The 14,919-nt window shown below is 56.3% G+C and carries 14 protein-coding genes; 8 read left to right on the top strand and 6 right to left on the bottom strand.

The window, feature by feature from the left end; all coding sequences use genetic code 11:
- Positions 1–3: 3 nt before the first annotated feature.
- The 3 genes from DV520_RS09210 to DV520_RS09200 all read left to right on the top strand — a co-directional run bounded on the left by DV520_RS09210 (position 4) and on the right by DV520_RS09200 (position 3,833).
- The gene (locus DV520_RS09210) at positions 4–1,782 is read left to right on the top strand and encodes a Na+/H+ antiporter NhaC family protein (RefSeq protein ID WP_021920212.1); all 1,779 of its coding nucleotides are present in this window, start codon (positions 4–6) and stop codon (positions 1,780–1,782) included.
- A gap of 283 nt (positions 1,783–2,065) precedes the next feature.
- A complete protein-coding gene (locus tag DV520_RS09205; protein WP_117142532.1) occupies positions 2,066–2,500 on the top strand; it encodes a MarR family winged helix-turn-helix transcriptional regulator in 435 nt (144 codons plus the stop codon).
- 1 nt (position 2,501) lies between these two features.
- Positions 2,502–3,833: an MATE family efflux transporter gene (locus DV520_RS09200; protein ID WP_117142531.1), complete on the top strand. Its 1,332-nt coding sequence runs from the start codon at positions 2,502–2,504 to the stop codon at positions 3,831–3,833.
- A gap of 74 nt (positions 3,834–3,907) precedes the next feature.
- Here the strand turns inward: DV520_RS09200 and DV520_RS09195 are convergent, their stop codons facing one another.
- From DV520_RS09195 to DV520_RS09180, 4 genes are read right to left on the bottom strand one after another with little or no spacing between them, the layout of a single operon-like run.
- A complete protein-coding gene (locus DV520_RS09195) occupies positions 3,908–4,297 on the bottom strand; it encodes a TSUP family transporter (protein ID WP_242984680.1) in 390 nt (129 codons plus the stop codon).
- The gene (locus DV520_RS09190) at positions 4,294–4,659 is read right to left on the bottom strand and encodes a sulfite exporter TauE/SafE family protein (RefSeq protein ID WP_021920208.1); all 366 of its coding nucleotides are present in this window, start codon (positions 4,657–4,659) and stop codon (positions 4,294–4,296) included. Before DV520_RS09190 ends, DV520_RS09195 begins: the two co-directional genes overlap by 4 nt.
- Positions 4,660–4,703: 44 nt before the next feature.
- Positions 4,704–5,417, bottom strand: a complete 714-nt coding sequence (locus DV520_RS09185; RefSeq protein ID WP_117142529.1) for a tRNA threonylcarbamoyladenosine dehydratase — start codon at positions 5,415–5,417, stop codon at positions 4,704–4,706.
- A 56-nt stretch (positions 5,418–5,473) separates the two neighbouring features.
- Positions 5,474–7,027, bottom strand: coding sequence for a peptidylprolyl isomerase (locus DV520_RS09180; RefSeq protein WP_117142528.1), 1,554 nt, complete (start codon positions 7,025–7,027; stop codon positions 5,474–5,476).
- Positions 7,028–7,218: 191 nt separating this feature from the next.
- Between DV520_RS09180 and DV520_RS09175 the strand changes: the two genes are divergently transcribed.
- Positions 7,219–8,118, top strand: coding sequence for an NAD(P)H-hydrate epimerase (locus DV520_RS09175; RefSeq protein WP_117142527.1), 900 nt, complete (start codon positions 7,219–7,221; stop codon positions 8,116–8,118).
- A 163-nt stretch (positions 8,119–8,281) separates the two neighbouring features.
- On the opposite strand, the gene DV520_RS09170 is transcribed toward DV520_RS09175, so the two are convergent.
- Together DV520_RS09170 and DV520_RS09165 are read right to left on the bottom strand one after the other, a co-directional pair.
- A complete protein-coding gene (locus DV520_RS09170) occupies positions 8,282–8,866 on the bottom strand; it encodes an ABC transporter ATP-binding protein (RefSeq protein ID WP_117142526.1) in 585 nt (194 codons plus the stop codon).
- Entirely contained in the window at positions 8,863–9,639 is a 777-nt protein-coding gene (locus DV520_RS09165) for an ABC transporter permease (RefSeq protein WP_117142525.1), read from the bottom strand. The genes DV520_RS09170 and DV520_RS09165 overlap by 4 nt, the downstream gene beginning before the upstream one ends.
- 171 nt (positions 9,640–9,810) lie before the next feature.
- Here DV520_RS09165 and DV520_RS09160 point away from each other — a divergent pair, with 171 nt between their 5' ends.
- The 4 genes from DV520_RS09160 (at position 9,811) to DV520_RS09145 (ending at position 14,882) form a co-directional block, all read left to right on the top strand.
- Positions 9,811–12,258: an ATP-dependent helicase gene (locus DV520_RS09160; protein ID WP_117142524.1), complete on the top strand. Its 2,448-nt coding sequence runs from the start codon at positions 9,811–9,813 to the stop codon at positions 12,256–12,258.
- A gap of 12 nt (positions 12,259–12,270) precedes the next feature.
- Positions 12,271–12,690 carry a nuclear transport factor 2 family protein gene (locus DV520_RS09155; RefSeq protein ID WP_117142523.1) on the top strand — a complete coding sequence of 140 codons (420 nt, stop codon included), beginning with the start codon at positions 12,271–12,273 and terminating at the stop codon, positions 12,688–12,690.
- Positions 12,691–12,880: 190 nt separating this feature from the next.
- The gene (locus DV520_RS09150) at positions 12,881–13,522 is read left to right on the top strand and encodes a TetR/AcrR family transcriptional regulator (RefSeq protein WP_021920200.1); all 642 of its coding nucleotides are present in this window, start codon (positions 12,881–12,883) and stop codon (positions 13,520–13,522) included.
- A gap of 88 nt (positions 13,523–13,610) precedes the next feature.
- Positions 13,611–14,882: an MFS transporter gene (locus tag DV520_RS09145; protein ID WP_117142522.1), complete on the top strand. Its 1,272-nt coding sequence runs from the start codon at positions 13,611–13,613 to the stop codon at positions 14,880–14,882.
- Positions 14,883–14,919 lie beyond the last annotated feature (37 nt).

Below are 14,919 nucleotides of genomic sequence, written 5' to 3'. Positions count from 1 at the left end.
ACGATGAGAAACCATCGACGGCGGCTGCTTCCCCTGCTGGCTGTGCTGGCGGTCCTGGTGCTTGCCATGAGCGCCACTGCCTTTGCTGCGGGAGAAGACCCCACAGAGGAACCAGGCAGCAAGATGATTGCGTGTGCGGATTGTAACAGCACCGGCCTATGCATGACTTGCTATGGGCAGGATGCCAGCTGTGAGGCCTGCGGAGGAACCTTTGTATGTCCCAGCTGCCAGGGGACGGGCTATGTGGAGTCTCCCAGCCATTTTTACAACACGTTTTGGGCACTGCTGCCCCCCATTGTGGCCATTGCATTGGCCTTAATCACCAAGGAGGTCTATTCCTCCCTCTTTATTGGGATTGTAGTGGGCGGACTGCTCTACGCCAACTTTGGCTTTGAAGGGACCATCCGCCACGTATTCCTGGATGGGATTGTGGCCTCGGTATCTGATACATACAATATGGGGATTTTGATTTTCCTGGTCATCTTGGGGGCCATGGTGTGCCTGATGAACCGGGCAGGGGGTTCAGCCGCCTTTGGCCGGTGGGCGCAAACCCATATCAAGTCCCGGGTAGGCGCCCAGCTGGCCACGATTATTCTGGGCTGCCTGATCTTCATTGATGACTACTTTAACTGCCTGACCGTGGGCAGCGTCATGCGTCCTGTGACGGACAAGCATCGGATTTCCCGGGCAAAGCTGTCCTATCTCATTGATGCTACGGCCGCTCCGGTGTGTATCATTGCCCCCATTTCTTCCTGGGCCGCGGCGGTGGCGGGATTTGCGGAGGACGGCCAGGGGCTGAATCTGTTTATCCGGGCCATCCCTTTTAACTTTTACGCACTGCTGACCATTCTGATGATGGTGGGAATTTCCCTGCTGAAAATCGACTATGGCCCTATGGCGCGGTATGAGCGCAACGCGATGGAGTCTGGGGACCTGTTTTCTGGAAAGAATCCTTATGATACCATGGAGGTGGAAGAGGATGTGAGCCACGGACGGGTCATGGACCTGGTTCTGCCCATCGTTCTGCTGATTCTCTGCTGTGTCACCGGGATGCTCTATTCCGGCGGATTTTTTGATGGTGTGGGGTTTGTGGAGGCATTTTCTGCGTCGGATGCCTCGGTGGGGCTGCTGCTGGGGTCTGCCTTTGCACTGGTCTTCTCCTTGATTTACTTTGGGCTCCGCCGCTCCATGTCGTTTAGCAGTATGATGTCCTGCATTCCAGAGGGATTCAAGGCCATGGTCCCCGCTATCCTCATTCTCAGTTTTGCCTGGACGCTGAAAGCGATGACGGATTCTCTGGGCGCGAAGTATTTTGTCCGGGACTTTGTTTACAGCAACGCCTCCCAGGTCCAGATGTTCCTGCCGGCTATTGTGTTCCTCATTGGCTGCCTGCTGGCTTTTGCCACAGGGACCAGCTGGGGAACCTTTGGGATGCTCATTCCCATTGTGCAGAGTGTGTTTCCCATGGATAACCCCTTGTCTGTGGTGTGCATTTCCGCCTGCATGGCCGGCGCGGTCTGCGGGGACCACTGTTCTCCCATCTCCGACACCACCATTATGGCCTCGGCGGGGGCTCAGTGTGATCACGTCAATCATGTCTCAACGCAGCTGCCCTATGCCATCACAGTGGCGGCGGTGAGCTTTGTCAGCTATGTGATCGCAGGATTTCTGCCCAAGGCGTGGATTGCCCTCCCCATTGCCATTGTGCTGATGCTGCTGACGCTGTTTGGGATTCATATGGTCCATAAGCGGAACAAAACGGTGGTGTCATCCTCCAAATAGTTTGGGTTGTAAACAGGTTTTTTGTGAGACAGAGGGGAAACGACGTAAATACAGGTAGATGAGAACAAAACGCTGGACATGGTTGAGAAAACCATGTCCAGCGTTTTGTATCGCTTTTTTCTCCCATGGCGGTTCACTTACGGGAATTTTTTATAACGCGGGAGGTGAGGTCACCGGCAAAAGGCGGCCTTTTGGGGGGCCGGTCCGGCGAGGGCAGAGGGCTTGACAAAATGCTGTATCTCACCGTATAATTAGTCCTAAATTGGACTAATGGAGGCGAATTATGGATCATTTGCGTCAACTAAGCGCTCGGTACAATGCGGTATGGATGGAAACGAGCCAGCTGTATGAAACCTGGGCACGAAGACGGGGACTCTCGTTTTATGAGCTGCTGGTGGTCCTTTCTATTACAGAAACTGAAGAAGCGGTGTTCCAAAAGGACATTTGCCGGCGTTTTACGATTCCAAAGCAGACTGTGCATGCCATTATCAAAACCTTGGCAGACAAGGGGTGGCTGGAACTGGAAGTTTCGGAACAGGACCGAAGGAGCCGGAAACTCTGTTTGACGGCTGAAGGGAGAGAACAGGCGGCACAAATCGTCCAATCGCTTCAGGAGCATGAGGCGCGGGTATGGCTCCGGTTGGAGGTGGACCGGGCGGAACAGCTGATTGAATACACGGCTCTCTATAACCGGTATTTTAGGGAGGTCGGGGATTAAAATGCACATCCGAAGAGAATTTTTTCGATATGTAATCCCTTCTATGCTTGCCTTTGCCCTGTCTGGAATCTATGCGATTGCCGATGGTTTCTTTGTAGGAAACGCGCTGGGAGACGATGCCTTGGCCGCGGTCAACATTGCCTTTCCGCTGACGGCTTTTCTGCAGGCCGTTGGGACAGGCATCGGCATGGGCGGCGCGATTGAGTACGCGATTCATGCAGGAAGTAAGCATGAAAGCAGGGGAAAACAGTATATGGGCATGTCCATTGTCTTGCTGGGCGGATGCAGCATTCTCTTTACCGTCCTGTTCCTGCTTGCCGGTCCCCGGATTCTTGGAGCATTTGGTGCAAGCGGTGAGATACTGGAGTACAGTAGTGAGTATCTGCGCTTTGTCAGCTACGGGGCGGTCTTTCAAATTGCGGGAACCGGACTGGTTCCTTTCATTCGCAATATGGGAGGGGCGGTCACCGCTATGGCTGCTATGGTGACCGGCTTTATCACAAACATTGTTTTGGATTATCTGTTTGTATGGGTGCTTCCCTGGGGAATGATGGGGGCCGCCATAGCCACGGCAATCGGTCAGGCGATGACCTTTTTGGTATGCCTTGTATTTTTTATCGTAAAGAAGCACGCCCCATCCTTTCATTTCGGTGGAGAAGGGCGCTCTCTTTCGTCCCGTATCTTAGGCGTGGGACTTTCCCCTTTCGGGTTGACCTATTCGCCCAATATCACGTTGATCCTGCTGAATAAGAGCGCCGTGATTTTTGGGGGAACGATTGCTGTGACTTGTTATGCACCGATCAGTTATATTTCCTCAGTGGTTATGCTGCTCATGCAGGGGGTCAGCGACGGCAGCCAGCCGCTGATCAGCCTTGCCTATGGGGAGGGGAAGTACCATATAACCAAAACGGTGCGGAATCTGGCGTATCGGTTTGCTTTTGGCGTTGCGGCTATCTGCGCTGTCATCCTTTTCCTTCTGCGGGGCAACGCGGCATATTTATTTGGGACCTCTGAAACAGTGGCGGTACGCGTTGCGCAAATTCTGCCGATCTTCATAGTTGGCTTTGTCTTTGTCAGTGTATCCAGAGTGACCACAGCTTATTTTTATGCCATGGGAAAAAACCTCTGGGCCTACGTTCTGATTTATGGGGAACCATTGACCCTCTGCGTTTTGCTTCTCATTCTCCCCAATGCTATGGGCAGTGTAGATGGCACTTGGATTTCAGTGCCGTTATCTCAAATCATTGCCATGCTGATCAGCGTGCTTCTCATCCGAAAAAATAGAATCCATGAGCAGCAGTTTGCAGATAGCGACGTTTTGCCACAGGGGTAAATTGATGTCATCGCAGCGGAAATGCAAATGATGGGAAGAGAAAGCCGGGGTGACCTGAAGTCACCCCGGCTTTCTCATTTGGTGTCATCTTTTTCAGACTGGTCCGGGTCCTTGTGAAAGAGTTCCCGCAGGCCAACATACAGAAGAAAGAGGCCAAAGAGTTTTCGCAGCAGCCCTGTGTCCAGACTGCTGGAAAGCCAGGCAGCCAATCCGGCGGCGGCCAAGCCCGCTAAAATCGCGGGGAGGATCACCTTTTTGTCCAGAAGACCATGCTTGTGGTGGGCTGGCAGGGCGGCGGCGGCGGCCGGCAGGAAATACAGAAGGTTGATTCCCTGGGCCTGGTGCTGGTCTATGGCGGCGAAGGAGGTAAGATAGATGAGCAGCAGGGACCCTCCGCCAATGCCAAAGGCGGAGAGAATTCCTGTGATGGTGCCGGCCAGCAGGGCGATCAGCCAACCCATCATCCGCGCAGCGCCGACCAGGCCCCGTAGAGGATCAGCAGAGCAAAGGCCCGCTTCAGCCATACCACGGGGATTTTTTCAAAGATTTTTCCGCCGATGAGCCCGCCGATGAGTCCGCCGACCAGGTAGGGGAGTGCCCCCATCAGGTCCAGATGGCCCCTCGTATAGTAAATAATAGCGGACAGGGCGCACAGGGGAAAGATGATGGCTACGGAACTGGCAAAGGCATGCCGCCGGTCCAGGGCACATCGAGACATGAGCAGGGGCACCAGCACCATCCCGCCCCCACCGCCGAAGAATCCGTTGACGATTCCCGCTGCGCCGCCGGCCATGGCGGCGGGAATCCAAGAAGTTGATCGTTTCAAAGCAAAAGCCCTCCTCCGGCATAGTTTGCCAGAGAAGGGCCATTTTATTCTGCAATGAGATCTTGTATGACAGCGCCTGCCAGCAGAAAGCCCGCCACGGGAGGAACCCACGGGGCGCTGGCAGGGACAGAGCGCCGGCCGGGCGGGGGTGCCTCCCCCTGGGTGGTGGGGGCGGGGAGCTCGGGGGAAAACACCACCTTGTGGTGGAGGATCCCCCGTTTCCTCAGCTCTTTCCGAAGGACGCGGGCCAGGGGGCAGCCTTGGGTTTGGGAGAGATCCGCCACACGGAATTGGGAGGGGTCTAGCTTATTCCCAGTCCCCATGGAAGAGAGGATGGGAATGGAGCGGCTCCGTGCGGTCTCAATCAAATCCAGCTTGCAGGAGACCAGATCAATGGCGTCTACGATGTAATCATAAGGCAGACGGAAGAACTGGTCACGGTTCGCCGCCTCGTATTTTTCGGGTATCAAGTGGAGGATACAGTTGGGATTGATGTCCTGGATGCGCTGGGCCATGGCGGCGGTTTTCTCCAGCCCAAGGGTGGAGTGAAGGGCTTCCGCCTGGCGATTCAGGTTGGTGAGTCCCACCTGGTCGTGGTCCACCAAGGTCAGCTGGCCGATCCCAGCCCGCGCCAGAGCCTCGGCGCACCAGCTTCCCACGCCGCCGATGCCAAAAACGGCCACATGGGACTGGCGGAGCCGCTCCATGGCAGGGGAGCCCAGCAGCATTTCTGTGCGGAGAAATTGTTCATGATCCATGGGGATGCCTCCTAAAAAAGCCCCGCGGAAGCGTTATGCCTCCGCGGGGAAGGTGGTTACAGTGTGGGGATGGCCTTTCCCTCTTCGGTGAGCTCTGCGGGATATTTGGCCTGCAGGTCTTCGTACCACTGGTTGTAGTCTTCCGAGCGCAGGGAGCTGGCGGCCTGGTACTTCCACTGGATCTCGCCAAAGCTCTCCACGTAAAGCACCTGGTAGCCGGTGACGTTCCCACTGCTGTCCGTGCTCTCCACCACAGTGGTGTCCCCAACCTGACGCCCCTGGGCAAAGAGCCAGTCGGTGAGGGCGGCATCCAGGCTGTCCCGGTTGGCATCCTCATGGAGGCCGCCGTTTTCCTTGGTGGTTTCATCGGCGCTGTTCTCCTTAGCCAGGGCGGCGAAGGAATCCGCGGTGGCGTCTCCTGCTTTCCACTGATCCAGCAGCCCCTGGGCCTGCTCCTTGGCGGCGGCCAGCTGATCCTCAGTGGGCAGGGCGGTGGAGCCATCCTCGCTGGGGGTGGTCTCTGCCAGAATCTGAATGCTGCGGTAGTTCATAGTCTGGTAGCTGTCGGTATCTTTTTCCCGTCCCAGGAACTGGACCACGCAGTAGCCGGTATTCTCTACCTCAATGGAAGTCAGGTCTCCCGGCTGACGGCTGTCGTCGGTGAGCCACTCCCGGTAGGTGGAGGTCACGGTGCTGCCCAGATCACCGGTCTTGTGGTTATACTCGGGATCACTGTAAGACTCGGCGGAGGTCTCATCCAGATAGTCCTGTGCTGCGGTGTTGAACGCGGTGCCGCCCCGGACTTCTGCGATCATTTTGTCGGCCTTCTCAGCGGCGGCGTCCATAGCGGCCTTGGTTTCCTCCTCTGTGGGCTCGACGGTGTTTCCATCCTCGTCCGTCTTGTCCTCGAATTCAGCGTTGATGTAACAGAAGCGGTAGTCATAGGAGTCCAGATCGGCGGCGTGCGCGTCATAATAATCGTCCAGCTCCCCGTCAGTATAGGTGAAGGACTCGCTCTTGACAGCGGCATATTCATCGGCCAGGATGGACTTGGTCAGAAGTTCTTTGAACAGGGATTTGGTCATGTTCCGGCCGTAGATCATGCGGAGATAGGATTCCTCCGAGCCGGCATTGCTCTGCACACTGTAGGTGTACAGCGCGTCCATGTTGTCCTGAATGGACTGTTCGCCCTCTGCAGAGAGCGTGTATCCCGCGGCTTCTGCCTCGCGGCACAGGATGGACACCTGCTGGAGCTGGTCCAAAGCCTGCTCCAGGAAGTAGTCGGCGTAGGTGGTCCCTTCCTCCTCGTTGTAGGTCTGCTCCGAGGGGGACAGGGAGGGGTCATAGCCCATATCCATCCCCATCTGCTGATAGGCTTGCGCCTGCTGGGTGAACCCGTTGGCGACGGAGTAATAGTAGTAGGAGACCTCCGTGGTGGTGTATGTCTGGTCGCCCACAGTGGCAGCGGTCGCGTTGGCGTTCTGCTTCCCGAAGAAGAAGGTGTGCCAGATCAAAAGCGCGGCGACCAGAATGGCAATGATGATGCCAATGGCCCAGTAGAGCTTGGCCTTTTTGCTCATGGGCTCTTTCTGTCGTTGGGATTGGTTCATAATGTTTGTGTCATCCTCCTTGTATCTGCCGATAAGAAAAGTTTACAAACACGTATTATACTAAATATAGGGAACGTTTGCAAGGGAAAAAGACAGGATTCCCATTTTTGTGCGTAAGGGAATTGATCTTTTCTATCAGATCAATTATAATAGAAAAAATACCCACAGAGGAGAAAAGGGGATGGCAAGAGATGAAAGACGTCATCACAGTGGCAACCATGCGGGAGAGTGACGCCCATACCATTGCGTTATATGTACCCAGCAGAGAACTGATGTACCGGGCAGCCATGGGAGTGTACCAGGCGGTGAACTGGCAGGGGAAGAAGGTCGCCATTTTCACCGGCAGCGGCAACAATGGCGGGGACGGCTATGCCCTGGCGGGCATTCTGGCGGACCATTCTGTGCCCTGCTGCCTGTACCAAGTCTCGGAGCACTATTCTGAGGATGGAAAATATTATTATGACCAGGCTGTGGAAAAAGGGGTGGAGCGGAAGCGATTTTCTGAGGGGGAGGATCTATCCCGCTACGACATCCTGGTGGACTGCCTCTTGGGAACCGGATTTTCTGGGCCCGTGCGGGGGGCGTTTCAACAGGCCATTCAGGCCATCAATCGGGCCAAAGCCTATGTGGTGAGTGTGGATATCAACAGCGGTATGAATGGGGACACAGGGAAAGGGGACCTGGTGGTCAGGTCGGACCTCACGGTGACCATCGGCTATCTGAAAGCTGGTATGTTCTTGGGAGAGGCTGTATGGAAGGTCGGCCGGCTGGTGGTGGCGGACATTGGGATTCGCCTGGTGCGGGAGGATTTCTTCCTGGCCACGCCGGAGGAAATGGTCTTTCCCCGCAGTGGTCTGTCTCTTCAGAGCAGCCAAGTTACGATGATGACCCCGGGAGAGGCAGAGAGCGTCTCCAAAAACGGGCAGACCATTCCTGACGTGGCGCAGGAAATCGCCTTGCGCAGTCAAAGGCTGGTCCGGGTATTGGGTAAGCACTCGTTGGTGACAGATGGTTACCGGACCTATTTTATGGAAGAGGGGGAGTATCCCGCGGAGATTGCTTCCTTGGGAGAGGGAGAGCGCAAGGAATAAATCGCCTTCCCGTTCAAAAAATCCGCCCAGCGGCAGCCGCCTCAGGTGCCGCAGGGCGGATTTTGTCTGTTCTGGCAGAATTCCAGGGAGAAAAAGCGGGATACGGGGAAACGGAATAAAAGGAATATATTTCCCAGTGGATGAAACCGGTATGAATATTCATTCATGTTATCTGGGACGGCATCTGTAAGGTGCTGTGGGCCAATGCATCCCGCTCTGCCGGGTCATGGGTGACCAGAAGCAGGGTCCGCCCCTGGGTATAGCGTTTCAAGTAATCCAATACCACCGCTTTGGTAGTTCGGTCCAGCCCTGTAAAGGGTTCGTCCAGGACCAGAAGGGGCCCGGGGGCCAGTACAGCACGGGCAATGGAGACCCGACGCTTCATTCCACCGCTGAGGGCACGGACAGGGAGGGATAAGCTGTCCGCCAGCCCCAGTGCGGTGAGGTGGCGGGCGGCCTCCTGCCGGTCCCCTTTGGGGCAGACCACAGCGGCGTTGGAGAGAGCGGAAAAGTCCTCGAAGAGGCGGTTCTCCTGAAAAACTGCGGACACAGGGCGGACCTGTCCCTGGATGGTGCCGTGGTCAGGCTGTTCCAGCCCCAGGATGATCCGCAGCAGCGTGGTTTTTCCACACCCTGAGGGACCCATGATGCAGGTACATTGCCCGGCGGGAAACCGAGCGGAAAAGTCCTCAAGGACGACATGGTCTCCGTATCGTTTGCTGATATGTTCTAAGATGAGATCTGTCACAGCGTTTCCAACCTCCCAAAGACCCCCTTCAAAAGAGCCAGGAATCCTTTTTCAAATAGCACGCTGATCACCACCACGATGACAGTCCAGGCAAAGAGATCTACTGTGTTGAAATAGACCTTGGCATCGTAAAACATTCGGCCGATGGACCCGGCGGGAATGCCGATGATCTCCGCCGCGATCCCCGCTTTCCAGGAGATGCCCAGGCTCACTGTGCAGGCCGAGAGAAGGTAGGGCTTGAGCTGGGGAAGCCAGAGGTAGAGTGCCCGCTTGGGCCAGGACAACCGGAAGATGGACACCGCTTCCAGCAGTTGCCGGTCGGCGCTGCGGATACTTTGAAGCACATTGGTATAGACAATGGGCAGAACCATGAGAAAAGAGATAAAAATGGACAGCCGGGAGGAGGACATCCAGATGAGACAAATGATGATGAAGGAGGCCACCGGAATGGACTTAATCATGGTGGCCCAGGGACGGAACAGAATCTCAAAGAGTGGAAACCGCCCGGCCAAAGCCCCCAGGCCCAGACCGAACCCCAGCCCCAGCAGGAAACCCGCCACGATCTTCCGAAAGGTGAACCACACTGTGCCCCAGAAGTCGGCCTCCTGCCAGATTCCCCCCAGGCGTTCCACTACGGACAGGGGAGAGGGGACCAGTAGTTTCTGGCCTACGCCCATTGCAAGCCCCTGCCATACGGCCAGGGCCAGCAACACCGCGCCGGCCCGCTGAAGGCCGCTTCGATATCGAGAGAAAAATTGTCTTACCCGTTTCATCCGGTCCTCCTGCGCGCTGGTTTTAAGTATCCCTATTCTACCCCATTGCAGGGGATGAAAGCAACCAAATTTTGTGGAGGGAGGCGGAATAGGGGGATTTTCAGTTGTAAAACGTCGTGGTTTCAGGTACAATATTGCCCATCGAATGATGGAAAGATACGGTGAATCACGATGCTGTCTGAAGAAAAACAACTACAATTTGCTGCACTGCGACGCCGGGTCATTGCCCAGGCGTTTGGTAATCTGAACCCCCGTCAGTTGGAGGGGGTGCTGACCACGGAGGGCCCCTTGCTTCTGCTTGCTGGGGCGGGCAGTGGAAAGACCACGGTGCTCATCCACCGCATTGCGAACCTGCTGCGCTATGGCAGAGGCGCAGATGCCCAGGAGGTACCCGACCATATCACAGAGGAAGATGTCCGCTTTTTGGCGGAGTATGTGGAGAAAACGGCCCCCGATGAATGGGAGACCAGCCGGGCCAACCTCCTGTGCGCCCTGGAGCCCGCCGCCCCTTGGCAGGTGATCGCCATCACCTTTACCAACAAAGCCGCTGGTGAGCTGAAACAACGGCTGGAGGAAAAGATTGGCCCGGATGCCCGGGACGTCTGGGCGGCGACCTTTCATTCCGCCTGTGTGCGGATTCTCCGGCGGGACATTGAGAAACTGGGATTTCCCGCCTCCTTCACCATTTATGATACCGACGACTCCCTCCGGGTCATCAAGGAGTGCCTGAAGGAGCTGAATATGGACGACAAGGCCTTTCAGCCCCGCACGGTACTGGGGTATATTTCCCGGGCAAAGGATGAGATGCTTTTGGCCCAGGCGTATCTGGACCAGTGCAAGGCCAAAGGGGATTTCCGGCTGCAAAAGATTGCCAATGTCTATCTGGCCTATGAGAAAAAACTCTGGGCAGCCGGTGCATTGGACTTTGACGATATCATTCTCCACACTGTCCGCCTCCTCCAGGGGTTTGACGACGTGCGGACGTACTATCAGCGGAAATTCCGCTATGTCCTCATCGACGAGTACCAGGATACCAACCACCTGCAATATCTCCTGGCAGCCCTGCTGGCAGGGGGGCAGAAGAACATCTGCGTGGTGGGAGACGATGACCAGTCAATCTACCGGTTCCGGGGGGCGACCATTGAGAACATTCTCTCCTTCGAGCAGGAGTATCAAAATGCCCGGGTGATCCGTCTGGAACAGAACTACCGCTCCACGGGAAACATTCTGGAAGCGGCCAACGCGGTGATCCGGAACAACCGGGGGCGGAAAGGGAAGAACCTGTGGACCGACCATGGGGAGGGGGAAAAAGTACAGTTCTATACCGCCGGAAATGAACGGGAGGAGGGCATGTACGTTGCCACGCAGCTGCTCCGCGCCTATGGGGAGGGGAAGCAGTGGAGGGACTGTGCGGTTCTCTACCGAATGAATGCCCTGTCCAACCAGATCGAGATGGCGCTGAAAAGCAACAGCATACCCTATCGGGTGGTGGGCGGCTTCCGCTTTTTCGAGCGGGCTGAGGTGAAGGACATGCTCTCTTACCTCTGCGTCATTCACAATCCCCAGGACGACCTCCGTCTGCTTCGGGTGGTAAACAACCCGCCTCGGGGAATTGGGGCAAAGACCATGGAACATGCCCGGGGAATCGCGGCCCAGGAGGGACGGAGCCTGTGGGATGTTCTCTCCAATGCCGGGCAGATTCCCGCCCTGAAGAAGGCGGCGCCCAAGTTCCAGACATTTGTGGACTTGATTCGCTCCATGCAGCGTTTGGCGGAGGAGGTAGACTTACCTACATTTTATGAAACGCTCATCCAGGCCAGCGGCTATGGAGAGATGCTTTCGGCCAAGACAGACCACGAGAGCAAGTCCCGGTTGGAAAACATTCACGAGTTGTCCTCCTCCATCAGCGGGTATCTGGAGCACGCGGAAGATCCTTCCCTGGGAGGGTTCTTGGACGAGGTGGCTCTGTATACAGATTTGGACAGTGTGGAGGAGGCGGACAACTGCGTCACCCTTATGACCATGCACGCGGCCAAGGGCCTGGAGTTTCCCGTGGTGTTTACCGTGGGAATGGAAGAGGGGGTTTTCCCAGGGTTCCGGGCCATTGGGGAGGAAGAGGAATTGGAGGAAGAGCGCCGGCTTTGCTATGTGGCGCTGACCCGGGCAAAAGAGCGTCTCTATCTGACCTGCGCGGCCCAGAGAATGCTTTTTGGCCGGACCTCGGCGAATTTGCCCTCCCGCTTTGTGCAGGAAATTCCCGCTGAACGGGTCCAGGCCGGCGGAAAGATTCGGCGTCCCCAGCAGGAACTGCTTTCAGATACCGGATGGTCTGGGGAGGAGCGTTTTTCTCAGGTGCAAAGGCCGGCTGCGCCGCAGCCCGCTTGGCCCTCGGGCACGCGGGCGGCGCCTGCGGCCTATCGCAAGCCGGCGCCCAAAGCCCAGCCGATGCTGGACCTTCGAAAGGGAGACATGGTCCGGCATTCGGCGTTTGGAACCGGGATGGTTCTCACCGTTCAGTCCATGGGAGGAGACGCGCTGCTGGAGGTGGCCTTCGACAATGTGGGGACCAAGCGGATGATGCTGAAAGCGGCCTCCCAGTTTATGACCAAGGAATCGTGAGGAGGAGAAAACATGGAGGAACGGGAAGCCATCCTTCGCCGCTGGTTTTCCATGTGGCTGGAGGGAAAAGACCAGGGAATTGCGGCCTTGTTTCAGGAGGATGCCCTGTATATTGAAAGCTGGGGCCCCCAGTATCAGGGCGTTGAGAAGATCAAGCACTGGTTTACCGAATGGAACACCCGGGGCAGAGTCCTCCGGTGGGACATGGGGGCCTGTTTTCACCGGGCGCAGGAGACCATGGTGACCTGGCGGTTTCACTGCCGGATGGACGACGGGACCGAGCAGGCTTTTGAAGGGGTCTCCTACGTCCTCTGGAGCAGCGAGGGCCGAATCCAGCGTCTGCAGGAATTTGGCTGCAATGAAAAGCGATACGATCCCTACGAACAGGGTTCGGCGCCTGTATTCCAGGAGCAGACGATCCTTTGGTTTTAATGCGGCGGTATGACGGGAGGGCAGAGATATCTGCCCCCCTTTCATTTTTAGGAAGGAGATGGTAATAAACCGTAGGCAGGGAACACATTGGAAAAAACAGAGAAGGAAAACAGTTTTTCTTGACAGCAGGAGAAAAACGTGATAATTTACATACAGACCGTCGGTATGTTAATGGGAAGGAGGCGCGTCTATGGCCAGGAACAAACACCCAGAGGAGACGGTGCAGCGCATTCTCACCACGGCCTCCAAGCTTTTTTTGGAGAAAGGGTATGAGAAGACATCACTCCAGGATATTATCCGGGAAACCGGCCTGTCCAAAGGGGCGATCTATCACCACTTCTCCTCAAAAGAGGCGATTTTTGAAACGATCTGCAACCAGATTGGCCAGGAAAATGAAATCCGCCTTTCAAAGATCCGGGATGACGCCGCGTTGACGGGGGAAGAAAAGCTCAGGAAAATCTTTCGATCAGCCATTCTTCATCCCAATCAAAAAGAGGCGTTTCATATCATGCCCTACCTTCTGGACCATCCACGCTATTTGGCCATGCAGATGCAGGAGATTCTTCACATTTCCGTCCCGGAGTATATTCAGCCGATTTTGGAGGAGGGGGTGGCAGACGGCTCCCTCCAGGTCTCGGACATTCAGGCTGTGGGGGAGGCGATTATGGTGCTGATGGGAATTTGGCTCCAGCCGATCAGCCGCCCCACAACGCCGGAGGAAATGCGGGCCCGCTGTGTGGTGTTTAATCAAATCACCCAGGGCTGCGGCCTGGGGACCCTGCTGGAGGAAGATTTGATCGACTCTTTCGTGGCGGACAGCCGTGGAATTTGAGGGGAATCCCAATAAACTGCTCCGTTCAGAGCAGTTTATTTTTGGGACTTTACAAACCGACCGTCGGTATTAAAATGGAGGTAACACGATGAAACTCAAGCAAATTTTTTCTCGAGATATGATCATTCTGGTGTTAGGGCAGGTGATTTCTCTGTTTGGCAACGCCATTGTCCGCTTTGCTCTGCCGCTGTATCTGCTGCGGGAGACCAATTCCCCATCCCTTTTCGGGGTGGTTACAGCCTGTTCCTTTCTGCCCATGGTGGTGTTTTCCTTCCTGGGCGGCGGAATTGCGGACCGGGTGAACAAACGAAACATTATGGTGGCCTTGGACTTTGCCACATCCCTGCTTATGGTGGGGCTTGCCCTGGCCTTAGAGGTCCTGCCGCTGGTCCCGCTGCTCATTGGGGTGCTGATGCTGCTCTACGGTATTTCCGGGGCCTACCAGCCTTCTGTCCAGGCCAGCTTGCCGCTGTTGGTGCCGGAGGAGGGACTGGTTCAGGCCAATGCGTTGGTCAATATGGTCAGCACCCTGGCTGGCCTCTTGGGGCCGGTGGTTGGTGGCGTTTTATTTGGCGCGTTTGGCGTGTATCCCATTGTCCTTGTGAGTGCCCTGTGTTTTTTTGCCTCCGCTGTCATGGAGTGTTTCCTTCGGATTCCCCACAACGGCCGTCCCCGGACGGACAGTCTGCTCCGGACCGTGAAGGGGGATTTGGCAGAGAGCTGGCGTTTTATGGGGCGGGAGAAACCGAATTTCCTACGGGTTACTCTTCTTTTGGCGCTGTTTAACTTGGTTCTCTCCGCAGCCATCATTGTGGGCATTCCCATTATGGTGGTGCAGCTTCTGCATGGGTCCGATACTCAATTGGGACTGACCCAGGGGGCTTTGGGTCTCGGGGGACTGATGGGGGGCTTACTGGCCAGCGGGCTGGGGGCAAGACTTCGGCTTCACCACAGCCCGCTGCTGTTGCTGTTGGCCTCCGGAGGGGTGGTCCTCATGGGAGTTGCCCTTCTGCCCCTGGTTTCTCCTATCGTGGGATATGGGTTGATCACTGTGCTGAGTTTTCTGGTGATGGGGGTCTCCACCCTGTTTACCGTGACGATTTTAGCCGCCATGCAGGGGCAGACCCCTCCGGATCTGTTGGGAAAGGTGATGGCCACGGTGCTGGCTACGGCCAACTGCGCCCAACCCTTGGGACAGGCGGTCTATGGTCTGCTGTTTGAGGGATTGGCGGACCACGCCTGGGCAGTGATGCTGGGGGCTGGGCTTCTTGCGGCGTGCCTGGCGCTGCGCGCCCGGCCTGTGTTCTGGGCGCTGGAGAAAGAAACGGACCGCAGCGCTGGTGACGCTACGGTCCGATAAGATACCGCCAGGGGAAGTCTACCGCCTCCTCTGCGTA

It is taken from the genome of Evtepia gabavorous, from assembly GCF_003425665.1.
Lineage (GTDB): Bacteria > Bacillota > Clostridia > Oscillospirales > Oscillospiraceae > Evtepia > Evtepia gabavorous.
The sequence above is the reverse complement of the archived record's forward strand: the minus strand, read 5'-3'. Positions and strand labels throughout refer to the sequence as shown.